A 13,706-nucleotide genomic window follows, 5' to 3' on the forward strand; every position below is an offset into this window, starting at 1 on the left:
ATGGTCGCTGATGCCCGCCAGCGGATCGACAAATGGCTGTTCTTTTCGCGTGCGGTGAAATCGCGCTCGCTTGCAGCGAAGCTGGTGGTGGCCGGACGCGTCCGCATCAATCGCGACAAAGCAGCGCAGGCCTCCGATCTGGTCCGCGCCGGCGACGTCCTGACCATCACTCTCGAGCGGCGCATCTTCGTCTGGAAGGTGCTCGGCACGGGAAGCCGGCGCGGCCCCGCAGAGGAAGCGCGCTTGCTCTACGAGGATATGTCGCCACCGCCGGTGCCAACAGGCGAGGCCGTTCCCGATGCGATTCCCGCACTGCGCGATGCCGGCAGCGGCCGCCCCACCAAGAAGGAACGCCGAGAGACCGACCGCCTGCTCGGCGATGACTGACGCATAACCGGCTTTCGTCGCATGGCCCGTCTGGAATTCCATTCCGAAAACGCCGGTATCGCGCGCAATGGCTGCTCTTGCAAGCGGCGGGCAAAGACGTTACCTCACCAAAAAAGCCTACCGCATTGGGGAACACGATGCGCGAATTCAAAGTGTTAGAGCGTGCTTTGTGCGTCCATTGGACGCATCTCGCTCTGATAAAACGTGACGTCCCGGAGCCGACTGATGACCTATGTCGTGACCGATAATTGCATAAAATGCAAATACATGGACTGCATCGAGGTCTGTCCGGTCGACTGTTTCTATGAGGGCGAGAACATGCTCGTCATCCATCCCGACGAGTGCATCGACTGTGGCGTCTGCGAACCGGAATGCCCGGCCGACGCGATTAAGCCTGACACCGAGCCGGGGCTCGACAAATGGCTGCAGATCAACACCGAATATGCCGATAAATGGCCCAACATCACTGCCAAGAAGGAGCCTCCGGCCGACGCCAAATCCTTCGATGGCGAGGCCGGCAAGTTCGAGAAGTATTTCTCCCCCGAGCCCGGCGAGGGCGACTAGCGCCTGACTCCGAAAATCGGAATCGATTTTCGAAAAGTATCATGCGCAAGATCAAAAGTGTCACAGCGTCCCGTGCACGTCCAAAACTGGCGCGTGGCGCTGTACGGCAACGCCGATTTGATCGGCATGACGCGGCGTAATAGGCACCGCACATTAACTGCCCTGATAGGCGGAGATCGCGCTTGACCTTCGCGCGTGCAGCAAAGCCTTGATTCTTCCGACTTTTTGTGCTACATCAGCCAAACATGCCGGTGACACAACGTCGATTTATGGCGCAAACGCCCCAAATCACTGAAAGGTGAATTTCTCAATCCGGACCAGAGTGATCTGGGGCAGGCAGTCGCAATTATGCGGCTTGCCGACCTCGGCTATTCCGGTGGTTTCGTAGTTGTGCGGCTAACGATCGGTTACCCGATCGCGCGAGTTCGGCCGGCAGAATGCCGGTACCACACCAAGGAGTTCATGGCGTAATGGCAACAATCACCCCGCAGAAGAAGTCCAGCGCAGCGCGTCACGGTTTTAAGACCGGCGAGTACATCGTCTATCCGGCGCATGGCGTCGGCCAGATCGTCTCGATCGACGAGCAGGAAGTTGCGGGCCACAAGCTGGAACTGTTCGTCATCGACTTCCAGAAGGACAAGATGCGTCTGAAGGTTCCGGTTGCCAAGGCGACCTCCATCGGCATGCGCAAGCTGTCGGAAGAGGATTATGTCGATCGCGCGCTGAAGGTCGTGCAGGGCCGCGCCCGCGTCAAGCGCACCATGTGGTCGCGCCGGGCTCAGGAATATGATGCGAAGATCAATTCCGGCGACCTGATCTCGATCTCGGAAGTGGTGCGCGACCTCTACCGCGCCGACAACCAGCCGGAGCAGTCCTATTCCGAGCGCCAGCTTTATGAGGCGGCACTCGACCGCATGGCGCGCGAGATCGCGGCCGTCAACCGCATGTCGGAAACCGAAGCGGTGCGCCTCATCGAGGTTAACCTCAACAAGGGTCCGAAGCGCGGCGCCAAGGCCGACAACGAAGAAGCCGAGCAGGAAGAAGCTGCCTGAGCGCTTCTCGCCTTCGAATTGGAAAAACCCGGCCTCGCGCCGGGTTTTTCTTTGTATGCATGTCGTTATCCCAAAACCGCTACGAACTTTTGGGCGACATGCATTAACCTTCGCCGCCTCCTTCCTTCTCTGCCTCCTGCTTCAGCGTCGCGATGAACCGCCTCGTTCGCTGGCGCTCCGGATTGCTGAACAGGACAGCGGCGGGGCCTTTCTCGACGATGGCGCCGGCGTCGAGGAACACCACCTCCTGCGCGATCTTCGATGCGAGGCGCAGGTCGTGCGTCGCCATCACCATGGTGGTCCCCTCGCGGGCGAGCCGGCTGAGCACGTCGACCACCTCCTGCGCCAGTTCCGGATCGAGCGCCGAGGTCGGCTCGTCGCACAACAGCACTTTCGGCGATGGCGCCAGCGCCCGGGCGATCGCAACGCGTTGCTGCTGGCCGCCTGACAGCGTCGCCGGCCAGGCATCGGCCTTATGCGCCATCCCGACCTTTTCGAGCAGAGCGAGCCCCCGCTCGCGCGCCCTCGCCGTCGGCCATTTCAGCACCGTCACCAGCCCCTCCATGACATTCTCGATCGCGGTGCGGTGTGGGAACAGCTGGAAATTCTGGAACACCATGCCCGTCTGCAGCCGCAGGCGCCGGATGGCCGTTGCGGAAACCTTGCCGCCAGGGTGGAATTCGAGCGCGTCGTCGCCGATGCGCACCGTGCCCGAAGTCGGGATCTCAAGCAGGTTGATGCAGCGCAGAAGCGTGCTTTTCCCGCCGCCCGAGGGACCGACAAGGGCTGTGACGCTGCCTTCCTCGATGGTGACGGTCACGCCCTTCAGCACGAGGTTGTCGCCGAAGCGCTTCTCGATGTCGGTGAGGCCGATCATGAGCGCGCCTCCAGGAAGCCGCCATAGCGGTTAAGCCGCTTTTCCAAGCGCGTCTGCAATGCCGACAGCACCGAGCTCAGCGCCAGATACAGGGCCGCCGCCTCGATATAGAGGATCAGCGGCTCATAGGTGGTGGCGACGATCCGCTGCGCCGCCTGGAACATTTCCGGCACGGTGATGGCGGCGGCCAGCGATGTATCCTTGACCAGCGAGATGAAGGTGTTGGACAGCGGCGGCACCGCCACGCGGCCGGCCTGCGGCAGTATGGTGCGCCGCATCGCCTGGCTCCAGGTCATGCCGATCGAGTAGGCCGCCTCCCACTGCCCCTTGGGCACCGAGCCTATGACGGCGCGGATGATTTCCGACGTATAGGCGCCGATGTTGAGCGTGAAGCCGATCAACGCGGCTGAAAAAGCGTCGAGCAGGATGCCGACCGAGGGCAGGCCGTAGAAGATCAGGAAGAGCTGCACCAGAAGTGGCGTGCCACGGAAGATCCAGACGTAGAAGCGGACCACGGCGACCAGCGGCTTCGGGCCGAACAGCCGGACAAGCGCCGCAACCAGCCCTACGAAGAGACCGAATGCGAACGACAGGAGCGTTAGCGGCACGGTGAAGATCAGCGCGGCCCATAGCAGCGTCGGCAATGAGTCCAGCATCAATTGCAGCCAGTGCGGCACGAAAACCCTCCTTGCGAGATTGCCGCCCAAAACCGGCCCGGCAGCATCGAGGCGCGACCATACGATCGTCATATCACGCGAAAAGCGGCGGCCGTCAAAGACGGCTCGCCGCGATGCTTGCCATGCGGGCCGGCAACCGGCCCGCTCCGTGCGATGCGCTTACTTCGAAACGTCCTGGCCGAAATAGGTGTCGGCGATCTTCTGGTAGGTGCCGTCGGCCTTGATGTCGGCCAGTGCCTGATTGATGGCGGCGACCAGTTCCGGATCGCCCTTGCGCACGATGACGCCGGAATAGTCGGCGTTTTCTTCCTGCGCGGCGATCTTCACATTGGCGTCGGGCTTTTGCTTCTTGAAATCGAGGAAAGACAGGCTGTCGTTGATGGTGGCGTCGGCGCGGCCGGTAAGAAGCAGCTGGATCGATTGGTCGAAACCATCGGTGCCGACGAGCTCGGCGCCGTTCGTTTCGGCGAGTTTGCCGAAATTCGAAGTCAGCGACTGCGCCGCCTTCTTGCCCTTGAGGTCGGCAAAGCTCTTGATATCGGTATTGTCGCCGCGCACGATCAGCACCGCCTTGGAAGCGATGTAGGGATCGGAGAAATCATACTTGGCCTTTCGCGCCTCGGTGATGCCGACCTGATTGATGACGGCGTCATAACGCTTGGCGTCGAGGCCGGCGATCAGCCCGTCCCATTTGCCTTCGAGGAATTCGGCCTTGACGCCGAGGCGCTCGGCAATCGCCTGGGCTATCTCGACGTCGAAGCCGACCAATGCACCCGAGGCATCATGATAGGTGAAGGGGGCATAGGTGCCTTCGGTGCCGACCTTAAGGACGCCGACCTGCTTGATCTGATCGAGATTTGCGCCGGTATGGCCTGATGTGACGGCCAAAACCTGCAGTGTTCCGGCGACGATAAGCGATTTGAGCCATTTCATTTTTCTGTGATCCCGTCCTTGGCCGACGTCCGGCGTATTTGTTGAGCGCCGGAAACTGACAGATGCAGCCTGGCGAAATAAGGAACCGGATTTCAAAAATAAGACGCTTTTGAAATCCAATTCTCAAAACCACGTCGAGTCACGCCAACCGACCGCGCAGCGACCGCCGCAACGAGCTTTCGCCAGTGCAATCCACGCGCCATCAGCCGCGGAACCATTCACCCGCGTGGCACGTTCTTGGCTGTTGTAGGGCGCGGCGTCGCCAATTCAACCACGATGCCAGCTCAGGGTCGAGCGATCGCACCGCAACGCCCGGAACAGGGAGCGTGGCATGATGGAAGATATGGCAGGGCGAACCATGGTCCGCGCGGCGATGAAAGCCCCCTATCTCGAGCGCGACGAGGAGCATCTTCTCGCGCTGCGCTGGAAGCAAGACAACGACCAGCAGGCGCTGCACCAAATCGCCATGGCGCATATGCGGCTGGTCATTTCCATGGCCTCGAAATTCCGCCACTACGGTCTGCCGCTCGGCGACCTGGTCCAGGAAGGCCATGTCGGCCTGCTGGAGGCAGCGGCCCGTTTCGAACCGGAGCGCGAGGTGCGGTTTTCGACCTATGCGACGTGGTGGATCCGCGCCTCGATGCAGGACTATATCCTGCGCAACTGGTCGATCGTGCGTGGCGGCACCAGTTCGGCGCAAAAGGCGCTGTTCTTCAATTTGCGGCGCCTGCGCGCCCGCTTGGCGAACGGCGCCGAGCCGATCTCGAATACTTCGCTCTACCGCGAGGTGTCGGTGGCGCTCGGCGTCTCGGAGGCCGACGTGGCGATGATGGACTCCCGCCTTTCGGCACCGGATAGCTCGCTCAACCAGCCGCTCGCCGACGATGCGGGCGCCACCGAGCGAATGGATTTCCTGGTTTCTGACGATCCTTTGCCGGACGAGGTCGTAAGCGACACGATCGATGTCGAACGCCGCTCTGTCTGGCTGAAAACGGCGCTCGGCGCGCTCAATGCCCGCGAGCTCAGGATCATCGAGGAGCGCCGGCTGAGCGACGAGGGCGCGACGCTCGAAGCCCTCGGCGAGGCGCTCGGCATCTCCAAGGAGCGCGTCCGCCAAATCGAGGCACGCGCCATGGAAAAGCTCAAGATAGCGCTGGTGAAGCAAAACCCCGAGTTTCTGGCGACAGCCGCCTGAATCTTATTTGTCGGTGATGATCTTGACCTTGTCGCCGGCGGACACTGCTGCACCGGGCGACATCGCGTTGAGCACCCTGAACAGGTCCAGCTTGCGATCGACGCCGACCATCTGCGCGGCGAGCGACCCCATGGTCTGTCCGGGCCGCACCGTGACAACGCGGATATGCAGCGGCTTCAGCGCCGCTTTCTCGGTTGCGCTCAAGATACGGAAGGAGCCGCTGACCGAGCGCGCCAAGGCATCCAGCGAGGTGCTGGCGGAAGGTGCCGCGGTCAACAGCCGGTAGACCTGACCGCCGGCGCGGATCACGGCGATGTCGAACTGCCAGCCCTCGGCGCTGGCATGCGCCGTCGCCGCCTCGTTGCCATTGATCGTTTCCTGGCGCACGCTGCTTTCGTCGAGACCGGCCACCCAGCCGCTGCGGATGTAGTCGGTCAGCGAGCGGCTCTTGTCGATCGAAACGCCGTCGAAGCGGATCGCTATGTCGCCTGGCCCGGTTGCCGTCACCGCCGCGGCCGAGTTGTCGATGATGAAGCCATCGGGCACCGAGAACGACACGCCGAGCCCTGGATGCAGGAAGGTTTCGCCACGCACATAGCCCTCTTCCGGTGTGTCGCCGTAGAGCAGGCCGTCTATACCGGCGAGGAAGGCGTCGCGGTCGCGCGTGCCGACGCCGGGCGCACCGAACTGGCGGGCATGACGCTGCGCCAGATCGATGCGTTGCGGCGTGTTGGGATGCGTCGCCAGGAAGTCGAGGCTGGCGTCGGTGGCGCCGCTGATAGAGCGGAAATCGGTGTAGGCCGACATGGACTGCAGGAAGCGGCCGGCGGCAAAGGGATCGAAGCCCGCCTCGCCGATCGACTTGATGCCGATGCCGTCAGCCTCAAGCTCCTGATTGCGCGAGAACTGGGCAAGCCGCAGCTTGCCACGGATCAGTGCCGCCTTGGCGGTCGGGCTGTCGCCGAGCACATCCGAGACGACCTTGGTTGCAAACCCCTCCTCAGCCTCGAGCTGCTGGCGCTGCAAGCCGTGGTTTGCAGTGACGTGGCCCATCTCATGCGCGATGACCGCGGCGAGCTCGGCCGAATCGTTGGCCAGCGCCAACAGGCCGCGCGTGATGTAGAGATAGCCGCCCGGCAGCGCGAAAGCATTGACGTTGGGCGAATTGAGGATGGTGATGCGGTAGGTCTGGGTCGGGTTGGCGGACACCACGGTCAGGCTGCCGACGACCTTGGCGACCATACGTTCGAGCTTGGGATCGGAATACTCGCCGCCATAGGTGGCGAGGATGCGCGGGTGCTGCGCCTTCGCCATTTCGGCGAGCTTGCTGTTGGCTGCGACATTGTCGACCGTGATCGGTTTGTTGGAAGGCTGGAAGCCGGATTCCTGCACGTCCGGAGGCGTGAACATCTGGCAGCTTGCCAGCGCCATGGCAAAGCCGGCCAGCGCGAGGAAGCGCGCCAGTGGTTTCCTTCTCACTCTGTCGGTGCCGGTCGGCAGAACAGCTTCCTTTCGGGTCTCAGCACATGGCCCTGAAAATCGGGCATCGATTTTCAGAAAGGATCATACGCACAATCAACTGCCACAGCGTCCTTCGCGCCCACGAGCACGCATGACACCGAAGTGGCAAATCACAACCTATGCCGGACCAGTATCGGAGGACCTAGCCACACTACTTTGACCATGGCAAGCAAGCACCACATCGCCTGAAGCCGGTTTGGCCGTAAATTATGTCCGCTTCCGGGCAACATCTCGTGATCCCGCGCCAAACGGACCTGCACCGATATAGTGCCGGAAGGCTTCCGGTCCAGCCTTGGTGAAAAAATCGGCGACAGTCCCGGTTGCGGCAACTGTGGCATTGTCCAGGAACACCATGTCCTTGCCGATACGGTGGGCGTCCTCCGGCTGATGCGTGACGAACAGCACCGTCATGCGCCGCTCTGCATGAACGTCGGCTACCAGATCGAGCATGTCGTCGCGCAAGGCCGGTCCGAGCGAGGCGAACGGTTCGTCGAGCAAGAGCACCGGCCGGTCGCGCACCAGGACGCGGGCGAGCGCGACGCGTTGCCGCTCGCCACCGGAGAGTTCGCGCGGCAGGCGCTGTTGCTTGCCGGCAAGGCCGACGCGCTTGAGCGCCGCGGCGACCGCAGCGTGGTCGGCCTCGGTCAGCCTGAGCGACGGCGAGCGGCCAAGGCCGACATTTCGTTCGACCGAAAGATGGGCAAAGAGATTGTTTTCCTGGAACACCATCGACACCGGCCGCGCCGAAGGCGGTTTGGCGCCGAAATCGGCGCCGCCGATCAGCACGCGGCCCGATCGCGGCCTCTCGAAGCCGGCCACCAGATTGAGCAGTGTCGATTTTCCCGAACCGCTCGACCCCATGATGGCGGTGATCTTCGAGGCGGCGAACTCGACATCGAATAAAAACGGCGCTTCGCCATAGCTGAACGAGACCTTTTCCAGCCGCACAGCCGTACCGCTTTCACTGTTGAGCGTCATGATTTTTCTCCCCCCCGTCCCAGCCAGTCCGCGGCCAGGACAAGCGCGAGACAGACCAGGCCGAGCAGCAATGCCAGGCCTGCCGCGTCCATAGTGCGGTAGCTGCCCATGCGCGACAGCAAGAGATAAGGCAGCGTCTGCAGGGAGTCGCTGCCGAACAGGGCAATGACGCCGAGATCGCCGAGCGACAAAGCCATCGCGAACGCGAAACCGGTGGCGAGCGGCCGCCGCAGCGACGGCCAGTCGACCAGCCGGAACCGGTCCCAGCCCGAAATGCCAAGCAGTAAACAGAGCCGTTCGTGGCGTTCGCTCGCCGCATCATAGCCGGGGCGAATGGCGCGGATGGCAAACGGCATCGCCATCACCGCGTTGACGGCGACGACCATGACAGGGGCGATGGCAAAGACATCGCTGAAAGTACGCAGGAGAAGGAACCAGCCGGCGCCGATTACGATGGGCGGCACGACGAGGACGAAGCCGGCGCCGGTATCGGTGGCGTATTCGAGCAGCGTCTTGGCGTCGACGCGACGCCTCAAGGCCAGCGCCCGTCGTGCCATGACGAGCGACAGCGACAGCGCCACTGAAAGCAGCGCCGCCAGCAAGGCGAGCACGGCGCTGGTCAGCGTTGCCTGCCGCACCGCGCGCTCGGCCGCCAGCCGGCCGAGATCGGCCCCAAGGCCTGACGTCACCGTGGCCGCCATCGGCCCGGCGACGAACAGCAATGCCAGAACGATCAATGCTGCGTTCAGCACGGTCTCGGCCGTACCAGCCGAAAGATACCGGCGCGGTGCCACCGGCAGGTTGGCGTCGCCGACGGTGTTGGCGCCAAGCCGCATCAATGCAAGCACCACGATGAAGGTCAGCGCGATCTGCAGCAGTGTCAGCGTGACCGCGCGGGCAGGATCGAAATCGAAACGCAGCGCCTGATAGATGGCGACCTCCAGTGTCGTCGCGCCCGGCCCACCGCCCAGCGTGAGCACGATGGTAAAGGATGTGATGCAGAGCATGAAGACAAGCCCGGCGACCCCTGGCAGTGCCGCACGCAGCGTCGGCCATTCGATCAACCGGAATGCGGGTCTGGCGCCCATGCCGAGCTGGCTCGCCAGCCGCCACTGGTCGGCCGGCACCGTCGCCAGCGCCTCGAGGAACAGCCGCGTCGCCAGCGGCAGATTGAAGAAGACATGGGCTACGAGGATGCCGGACAGGCCGTATATGCCCGGCCAGCCCTGACCGCCAATCGCGGTGAGCACGCCGGCGAAATAGCCGGCACGGCCATAGAGAGCCAGAATGCCGAGTGCGGCGACGATGGCCGGCAGCGCAAGCGGCACGGCGAAGAGCTGCAGGATCAAGGCACGACCAAAGAAGCGCGGATGCCGCGACAGCGCCCGCGCAACGAACAGCGCCGGCACCACGGAAAGCAGTGTCGACAGCAAAGCCTGCCACAGCGTGAAACGGGCGACACGGAAGAGGTAGGAATCGAAAGTCGACGCGGCGCCGGTCGGGTTGCGCGTAGCTTCAAGGATGAGCCCGGCGAACGCTCCGCCGATCAGCAGCGCAACAGCGGCAAGCGCGATGGTGCCGGCGGTGACGCGGGGATCGGCAGGATATCCGGTATGCATGCCGCCCTGCCTGGTTCAACGATCGTCGAAGCAGAAAATATGGCTGAGGCCGAGTTCCCGCCCACGCCCCTCTGTCCTGCAGGACAGAGGGGGGCACCGTAAGGTGATCATCTTTCAATCACAAGCTACTTGCTCATCACCGACAGCCATTCGTCGACCCAGGCCTTGCGGTTGGCGGCGACCTCTTCGGGGCTGAACAGCAAAGTCTTGGTCGGCTTGACGAGCTTGTCGAAGGCCGGATTGAGCGGCTTGTCAGTTTTGCCGGCAGGAAACATCCAGTTGGTCTCGGGGATGACATCCTGGAATTTCGGCCCGGTCATGAAAGTCAAGAACTGTTTCGCCAACGGGTTCTTCGCACCCGTGGTGGTTATGCCGGCAACCTCGATCTGCAGATACTCGCCCTCCTCGAAGGACGCCGCCTGATAGCGTTCGGTGTTTTCGGCGACCATGTGATAGGCCGGCGACGTGGTATAGGACAGCACCATCGGCGCCTCACCCTTGGTGAACAGGCCATAGGCCTCGCTCCAGCCCGGCGTCACGGTGAGCACCTTTGCCTTAAGCTTGGCCCAGGCTTCCGGCGCCTTGTCGCCATAGACCGACCTCACCCACAACAGCAGGCCGAGACCGGGCGTCGAGGTGCGCGGATCCTGGATAACGATCTTCTCATCGGCATTGCCGTCGACCAATTCCTTCAGGCTCTTCGGCGGGGTCTTTAGCTTTTCGGTGTCGTAGACGACGGCGAAATAGCCATAGTCGAACGGCACGAAAATATTGTCGCTCCAGCCACCCGGCACATTGACGTCGATGACGACGCCATGCGGCGAAAACAGGCCGGTGGCCTTGGCTTCGGCCGTCAGATTGGTGTCGAGGCCGAGCACGATGTCGGCCTTGGTTGCGGCGCCTTCCAGCTTGACGCGGTTGAGCAGGGCGACGCCGTCGGCGACCGCGACGAATTCGAGAGTACAGCCGCATTCGGCCTCGAAGGCCTTCTTCACCGCGGGGCCTGGACCCCAGTCGGCGGTGAAGCTCTCATAGGTATAGACGGTGAGTTTTTCCTGCGCGGATGCCGGCCCGATGCCGGCGAGAAGGGCCGCCGCAAGCAGCATTGCCGAAACAAGAGTGTATAAAAACGTGCGCATCGGCGCCTCCTTCGTTCACGTTGAAAGGAATTGAGGCGTCGGGCTGTCCGAAACGTCTAATCCCTCCGCCGGTACAAACCGGATCAGGTTCAGCGGGTTGGCATGGTTGCCTCTCAGCTGGTCCGCGAAGATCGCGTCCAGCACCCCGTTAGAGCGTTTCGACACATAGGCCCGGCCCAGGTGTGGCGCAAGCGGAAGTTTGCCGGGCATCCGGAACGCGGCCTTCCGTTTCGCAAGCAGGGCTGGTAAGGGCCACGCATATGAGCAAATTCACCATCCTGCTTGGCGGCGATCTTATCCGCACGCCGCTGCTCGACCGCCAGGTCGCTGGCACGCGTGTCATCGCCGCCGACGCCGGCATGAGCCATGCCCGGACGCTGAGCCTGACGCCGGAACTCTGGGTCGGCGACTTCGATTCGGTGCCGGCGGATTTGCCGGACGAGCTGGCCGCCGTGCCCCGCCAGGTGTTTCCGGCAGAAAAGGACAAGACCGACGGCGAACTGGCTATCGCCGCCGCGCTCGAACGCGGCGCGACCAGCCTCGTGCTTGCCGGCGCGTTCGGTGGCAAGCGGACCGACCACGCCTTCTTGCACCTGGCGCTCAGCGTCCGACTGGCCGAGGCAGGGACGGAGGTGCTTTTGACCAGCGGCGCACAGGAAGGCATCCCCTTGCTTCGCGGAAAGGTCGGCTTCGACTACGCCGATGGCACGCTGTTTTCGATTCTCGGCTTTTCCGACCTTTCCGGCCTGAGCGTGACCGGCGCCAAATGGCCGCTGAACCATATCGAGATGGCGTTCGGCTCGTCGCTGACCATTTCCAATGAGGTCAAGGGCCGGCTTGAAATCGCGCTGGGCAGCGGCCGCGCGCTGTTGCTCGCCCACCCATTCCCCCTTACCGAAAGCTGACATGGCGCCGCCACTTCTCAATCTCGACGGGATAAAACTGACCTTCGGTGGCACGCCGCTGCTCGACGGAGCGGAACTGACGGCGTCGGCGGGCGACAAGATCGCTTTGGTCGGCCGCAACGGCTCGGGCAAGTCGACGTTGCTCAAGATCGCTGCGGGATTGATCGAGCCGCAGGACGGCGAGGTGTTCCGCCAGCCTTCGGCGACAGTGCGCTACCTGCCGCAAATGCCCGACATGGATGATTTCGCCAGCGTCCGCGCCTACGTCGAGGCGGGGCTCGGACCCGCCGACGATCCCTACCGCGCCACCTATCTGATGGAGCATCTCGGCCTGTCCGGCGACGAGCGGCCGAACGATCTCTCCGGCGGCGAGGCGCGCCGTGCTGCCCTTGCCCGCGTCATGGCGCCGGAGCCCGACATTCTCCTCCTTGATGAGCCGACCAACCATCTCGACCTGTCGGTCATCGAGTGGCTGGAGGAGGAGCTTGGCCGCACCTCTTCGGCGCTGATCGTCATCTCGCACGACCGCCGTTTCCTCGAGCGCGTGTCACGCGCCACTGTCTGGCTCGATCGCGGCCAGACCCGCAGGCTCGACAAGGGCTTTGGCCATTTCGAGGAATGGCGCGACAACGTGCTGGAAGAAGAAGAGCGCGAGCAGCACAAGCTTGGCCGCCAGATCGTGCGCGAGGAGCACTGGTTGCGCTACGGCGTGACGGCAAGGCGCAAGCGCAACATGCGCCGGCTCGGCGAACTGCAGACCCTGCGCCAGCGTTTTCGTGGCCATCGCGGCGCCGAGGGTGCGGCGACCATGGTGGCCAGCGACGCCGCCGAATCCGGCAAGCTGGTGATCGAGGCCAAGAACATCGAGAAGAGCTTTGGCGATCTTACCGTGGTCAAGGGCTTCTCGACCCGCATCCAGCGCGGCGATCGTGTCGGCTTGGTCGGCCCGAACGGCGCCGGCAAGACGACGCTGCTGAAGATGCTGACCGGCGAATTGAAGCCGGATTCAGGCTCGGTGCGGCTCGGCACCAATCTGGAGATCGCCACGCTCGACCAGAAGCGCGAGGCGGTTGACCCGGCCGAAACACTGGCGCAATACCTCACCGACGGGCGCGGCGAGAACCTTGTCATCAATGGCGAGCAGCGCCACGTCGTCTCCTATATGAAGGATTTCCTGTTCAAGCCGGAACAGGCGCGCACGCCGGTGCGCGAGCTTTCGGGCGGCGAGCGGGCGCGGCTGCTGCTCGCCCGCGTGCTGGCGCGGCCGGCAAACCTGCTGGTGCTCGACGAGCCGACCAACGATCTCGACATGGAGACACTGGAACTGCTTCAGGAACTGGTCGCCGGTTTTGCCGGTACCGTCATCCTGGTCAGCCACGACCGCGATTTCCTCGATCGCACGGTGACCAGCCTGATCGCGCCGGACGGCGGCGGCCGCTGGATCGAATATGCCGGCGGCTATTCCGACATGCTGGCGCAGCGCGGCGGCACCAGACTGGACGATCGCAAGGCACGGCCGCCAAAGGCGGAGACCAGCGAAGTGGCGGCGGCAGGCAGGACCGAAGCAGCTGCGCCGAAGGGTCCAGCAAAGAAACTGTCGTTCAAGCAGAAATTCGCGCTGGAATCACTGCCGAAGAAGATCGAGGCGGTGAACGCCTCGATCTCACGGCTGGAGAACAACATCGCCGACCCGGCCTATTACGAGCGCGACCCGGCCTCATTCCAGCAGACCATCGCCGCGCTCGATAAGGAGCGCGCCACGCTGGCAGCGCTCGAGGAGGAATGGCTGGAACTGGAGATGCTGCGCGAGGAGATGGAGGGGTAGGGATTTCATGCGTGCTCTTATGCGCCTACCTTAT

13 protein-coding genes and 1 riboswitch are annotated in these 13,706 nt (G+C 63.3%); of the genes, 6 read left to right on the forward strand and 7 right to left on the reverse strand.

Annotation, left to right across the window (positions count from 1 at the left end; all coding sequences use genetic code 11):
• The 3 genes from ACWTU8_RS24845 (at window position 1) to ACWTU8_RS24855 (ending at window position 2,003) form a co-directional block, all read left to right on the forward strand.
• A complete protein-coding gene (locus tag ACWTU8_RS24845) occupies window positions 1–387 on the forward strand; it encodes an RNA-binding S4 domain-containing protein (RefSeq protein ID WP_455850240.1) in 387 nt (128 codons plus the stop codon).
• Between the two features lie 225 nt (window positions 388–612).
• Window positions 613–951 carry a ferredoxin FdxA gene (gene fdxA, locus ACWTU8_RS24850; protein WP_023762879.1) on the forward strand — a complete coding sequence of 113 codons (339 nt, stop codon included), beginning with the start codon at window positions 613–615 and terminating at the stop codon, window positions 949–951.
• Window positions 952–1,421: 470 nt separating this feature from the next.
• The gene (locus tag ACWTU8_RS24855; RefSeq protein ID WP_027152934.1) at window positions 1,422–2,003 is read left to right on the forward strand and encodes a CarD family transcriptional regulator; all 582 of its coding nucleotides are present in this window, start codon (window positions 1,422–1,424) and stop codon (window positions 2,001–2,003) included.
• Window positions 2,004–2,106: 103 nt separating this feature from the next.
• On the opposite strand, the gene ACWTU8_RS24860 is transcribed toward ACWTU8_RS24855, so the two are convergent.
• The 3 genes from ACWTU8_RS24860 to ACWTU8_RS24870 all read right to left on the reverse strand — a co-directional run bounded on the left by ACWTU8_RS24860 (window position 2,107) and on the right by ACWTU8_RS24870 (window position 4,490).
• Window positions 2,107–2,880 (reverse strand): amino acid ABC transporter ATP-binding protein, encoded by a 774-nt coding sequence (locus ACWTU8_RS24860; RefSeq protein ID WP_455850241.1) that lies wholly within the window; start codon window positions 2,878–2,880, stop codon window positions 2,107–2,109.
• On the reverse strand, window positions 2,877–3,557 hold the full coding sequence (locus ACWTU8_RS24865) for an amino acid ABC transporter permease (RefSeq protein ID WP_029348816.1): 681 nt from the start codon (window positions 3,555–3,557) through the stop codon (window positions 2,877–2,879). The genes ACWTU8_RS24860 and ACWTU8_RS24865 overlap by 4 nt, the downstream gene beginning before the upstream one ends.
• Before the next feature lie 159 nt (window positions 3,558–3,716).
• Window positions 3,717–4,490, reverse strand: coding sequence for an amino acid ABC transporter substrate-binding protein (locus tag ACWTU8_RS24870; protein WP_455850242.1), 774 nt, complete (start codon window positions 4,488–4,490; stop codon window positions 3,717–3,719).
• A 331-nt stretch (window positions 4,491–4,821) separates the two neighbouring features.
• On the opposite strand from ACWTU8_RS24870, the gene ACWTU8_RS24875 reads away from it, so the two are divergent.
• On the forward strand, window positions 4,822–5,685 hold the full coding sequence (locus ACWTU8_RS24875; protein WP_455850243.1) for an RNA polymerase factor sigma-32: 864 nt from the start codon (window positions 4,822–4,824) through the stop codon (window positions 5,683–5,685).
• A 3-nt stretch (window positions 5,686–5,688) separates the two neighbouring features.
• Here the strand turns inward: ACWTU8_RS24875 and ACWTU8_RS24880 are convergent, their stop codons facing one another.
• The 4 genes from ACWTU8_RS24880 to thiB form a co-directional block, all read right to left on the reverse strand.
• Window positions 5,689–7,116, reverse strand: coding sequence for a M48 family metalloprotease (locus tag ACWTU8_RS24880; protein ID WP_455850388.1), 1,428 nt, complete (start codon window positions 7,114–7,116; stop codon window positions 5,689–5,691).
• A 297-nt stretch (window positions 7,117–7,413) separates the two neighbouring features.
• The gene (gene thiQ / locus ACWTU8_RS24885; protein ID WP_455850244.1) at window positions 7,414–8,184 is read right to left on the reverse strand and encodes a thiamine ABC transporter ATP-binding protein; all 771 of its coding nucleotides are present in this window, start codon (window positions 8,182–8,184) and stop codon (window positions 7,414–7,416) included.
• Window positions 8,181–9,803 (reverse strand): thiamine/thiamine pyrophosphate ABC transporter permease, encoded by a 1,623-nt coding sequence (gene thiP, locus ACWTU8_RS24890; RefSeq protein WP_455850245.1) that lies wholly within the window; start codon window positions 9,801–9,803, stop codon window positions 8,181–8,183. The genes thiQ and thiP overlap by 4 nt, the downstream gene beginning before the upstream one ends.
• A gap of 125 nt (window positions 9,804–9,928) precedes the next feature.
• Window positions 9,929–10,942, reverse strand: a complete 1,014-nt coding sequence (thiB, locus tag ACWTU8_RS24895) for a thiamine ABC transporter substrate binding subunit (protein WP_095517973.1) — start codon at window positions 10,940–10,942, stop codon at window positions 9,929–9,931.
• A gap of 43 nt (window positions 10,943–10,985) precedes the next feature.
• Window positions 10,986–11,100: riboswitch (TPP riboswitch) on the reverse strand.
• Window positions 11,101–11,202: 102 nt separating this feature from the next.
• Here thiB and ACWTU8_RS24900 point away from each other — a divergent pair.
• Window positions 11,203–11,847 (forward strand): thiamine diphosphokinase, encoded by a 645-nt coding sequence (locus ACWTU8_RS24900; protein ID WP_455850246.1) that lies wholly within the window; start codon window positions 11,203–11,205, stop codon window positions 11,845–11,847.
• A gap of 1 nt (window position 11,848) precedes the next feature.
• Window positions 11,849–13,672, forward strand: coding sequence for an ABC-F family ATP-binding cassette domain-containing protein (locus ACWTU8_RS24905; RefSeq protein WP_455850247.1), 1,824 nt, complete (start codon window positions 11,849–11,851; stop codon window positions 13,670–13,672).
• The last annotated feature ends 34 nt before the right edge of the window (window positions 13,673–13,706 follow it).

It is taken from the genome of Mesorhizobium sp. BHbdii, assembly GCF_053848045.1.

Excerpts from the sequence above, each read along its gene's own strand:
- ACWTU8_RS24845 (WP_455850240.1), top strand. The coding sequence starts at position 1 with ATGGTCGCTGATGCCCGCCAGCGGATCGACAAATGGCTGTTCTTTTCG.
- fdxA (WP_023762879.1), top strand. The coding sequence starts at position 613 with ATGACCTATGTCGTGACCGATAATTGCATAAAATGCAAATACATGGAC.
- ACWTU8_RS24855 (WP_027152934.1), top strand. The coding sequence starts at position 1,422 with ATGGCAACAATCACCCCGCAGAAGAAGTCCAGCGCAGCGCGTCACGGT.
- ACWTU8_RS24860 (WP_455850241.1), bottom strand. The coding sequence starts at position 2,880 with ATGATCGGCCTCACCGACATCGAGAAGCGCTTCGGCGACAACCTCGTG.
- ACWTU8_RS24870 (WP_455850242.1), bottom strand. The coding sequence starts at position 4,490 with ATGAAATGGCTCAAATCGCTTATCGTCGCCGGAACACTGCAGGTTTTG.
- ACWTU8_RS24875 (WP_455850243.1), top strand. The coding sequence starts at position 4,822 with ATGATGGAAGATATGGCAGGGCGAACCATGGTCCGCGCGGCGATGAAA.
- ACWTU8_RS24880 (WP_455850388.1), bottom strand. The coding sequence starts at position 7,116 with ATGGCGCTGGCAAGCTGCCAGATGTTCACGCCTCCGGACGTGCAGGAA.
- thiQ (WP_455850244.1), bottom strand. The coding sequence starts at position 8,184 with ATGACGCTCAACAGTGAAAGCGGTACGGCTGTGCGGCTGGAAAAGGTC.
- thiP (WP_455850245.1), bottom strand. The coding sequence starts at position 9,803 with ATGCATACCGGATATCCTGCCGATCCCCGCGTCACCGCCGGCACCATC.
- thiB (WP_095517973.1), bottom strand. The coding sequence starts at position 10,942 with ATGCGCACGTTTTTATACACTCTTGTTTCGGCAATGCTGCTTGCGGCG.
- ACWTU8_RS24900 (WP_455850246.1), top strand. The coding sequence starts at position 11,203 with ATGAGCAAATTCACCATCCTGCTTGGCGGCGATCTTATCCGCACGCCG.
- ACWTU8_RS24905 (WP_455850247.1), top strand. The coding sequence starts at position 11,849 with ATGGCGCCGCCACTTCTCAATCTCGACGGGATAAAACTGACCTTCGGT.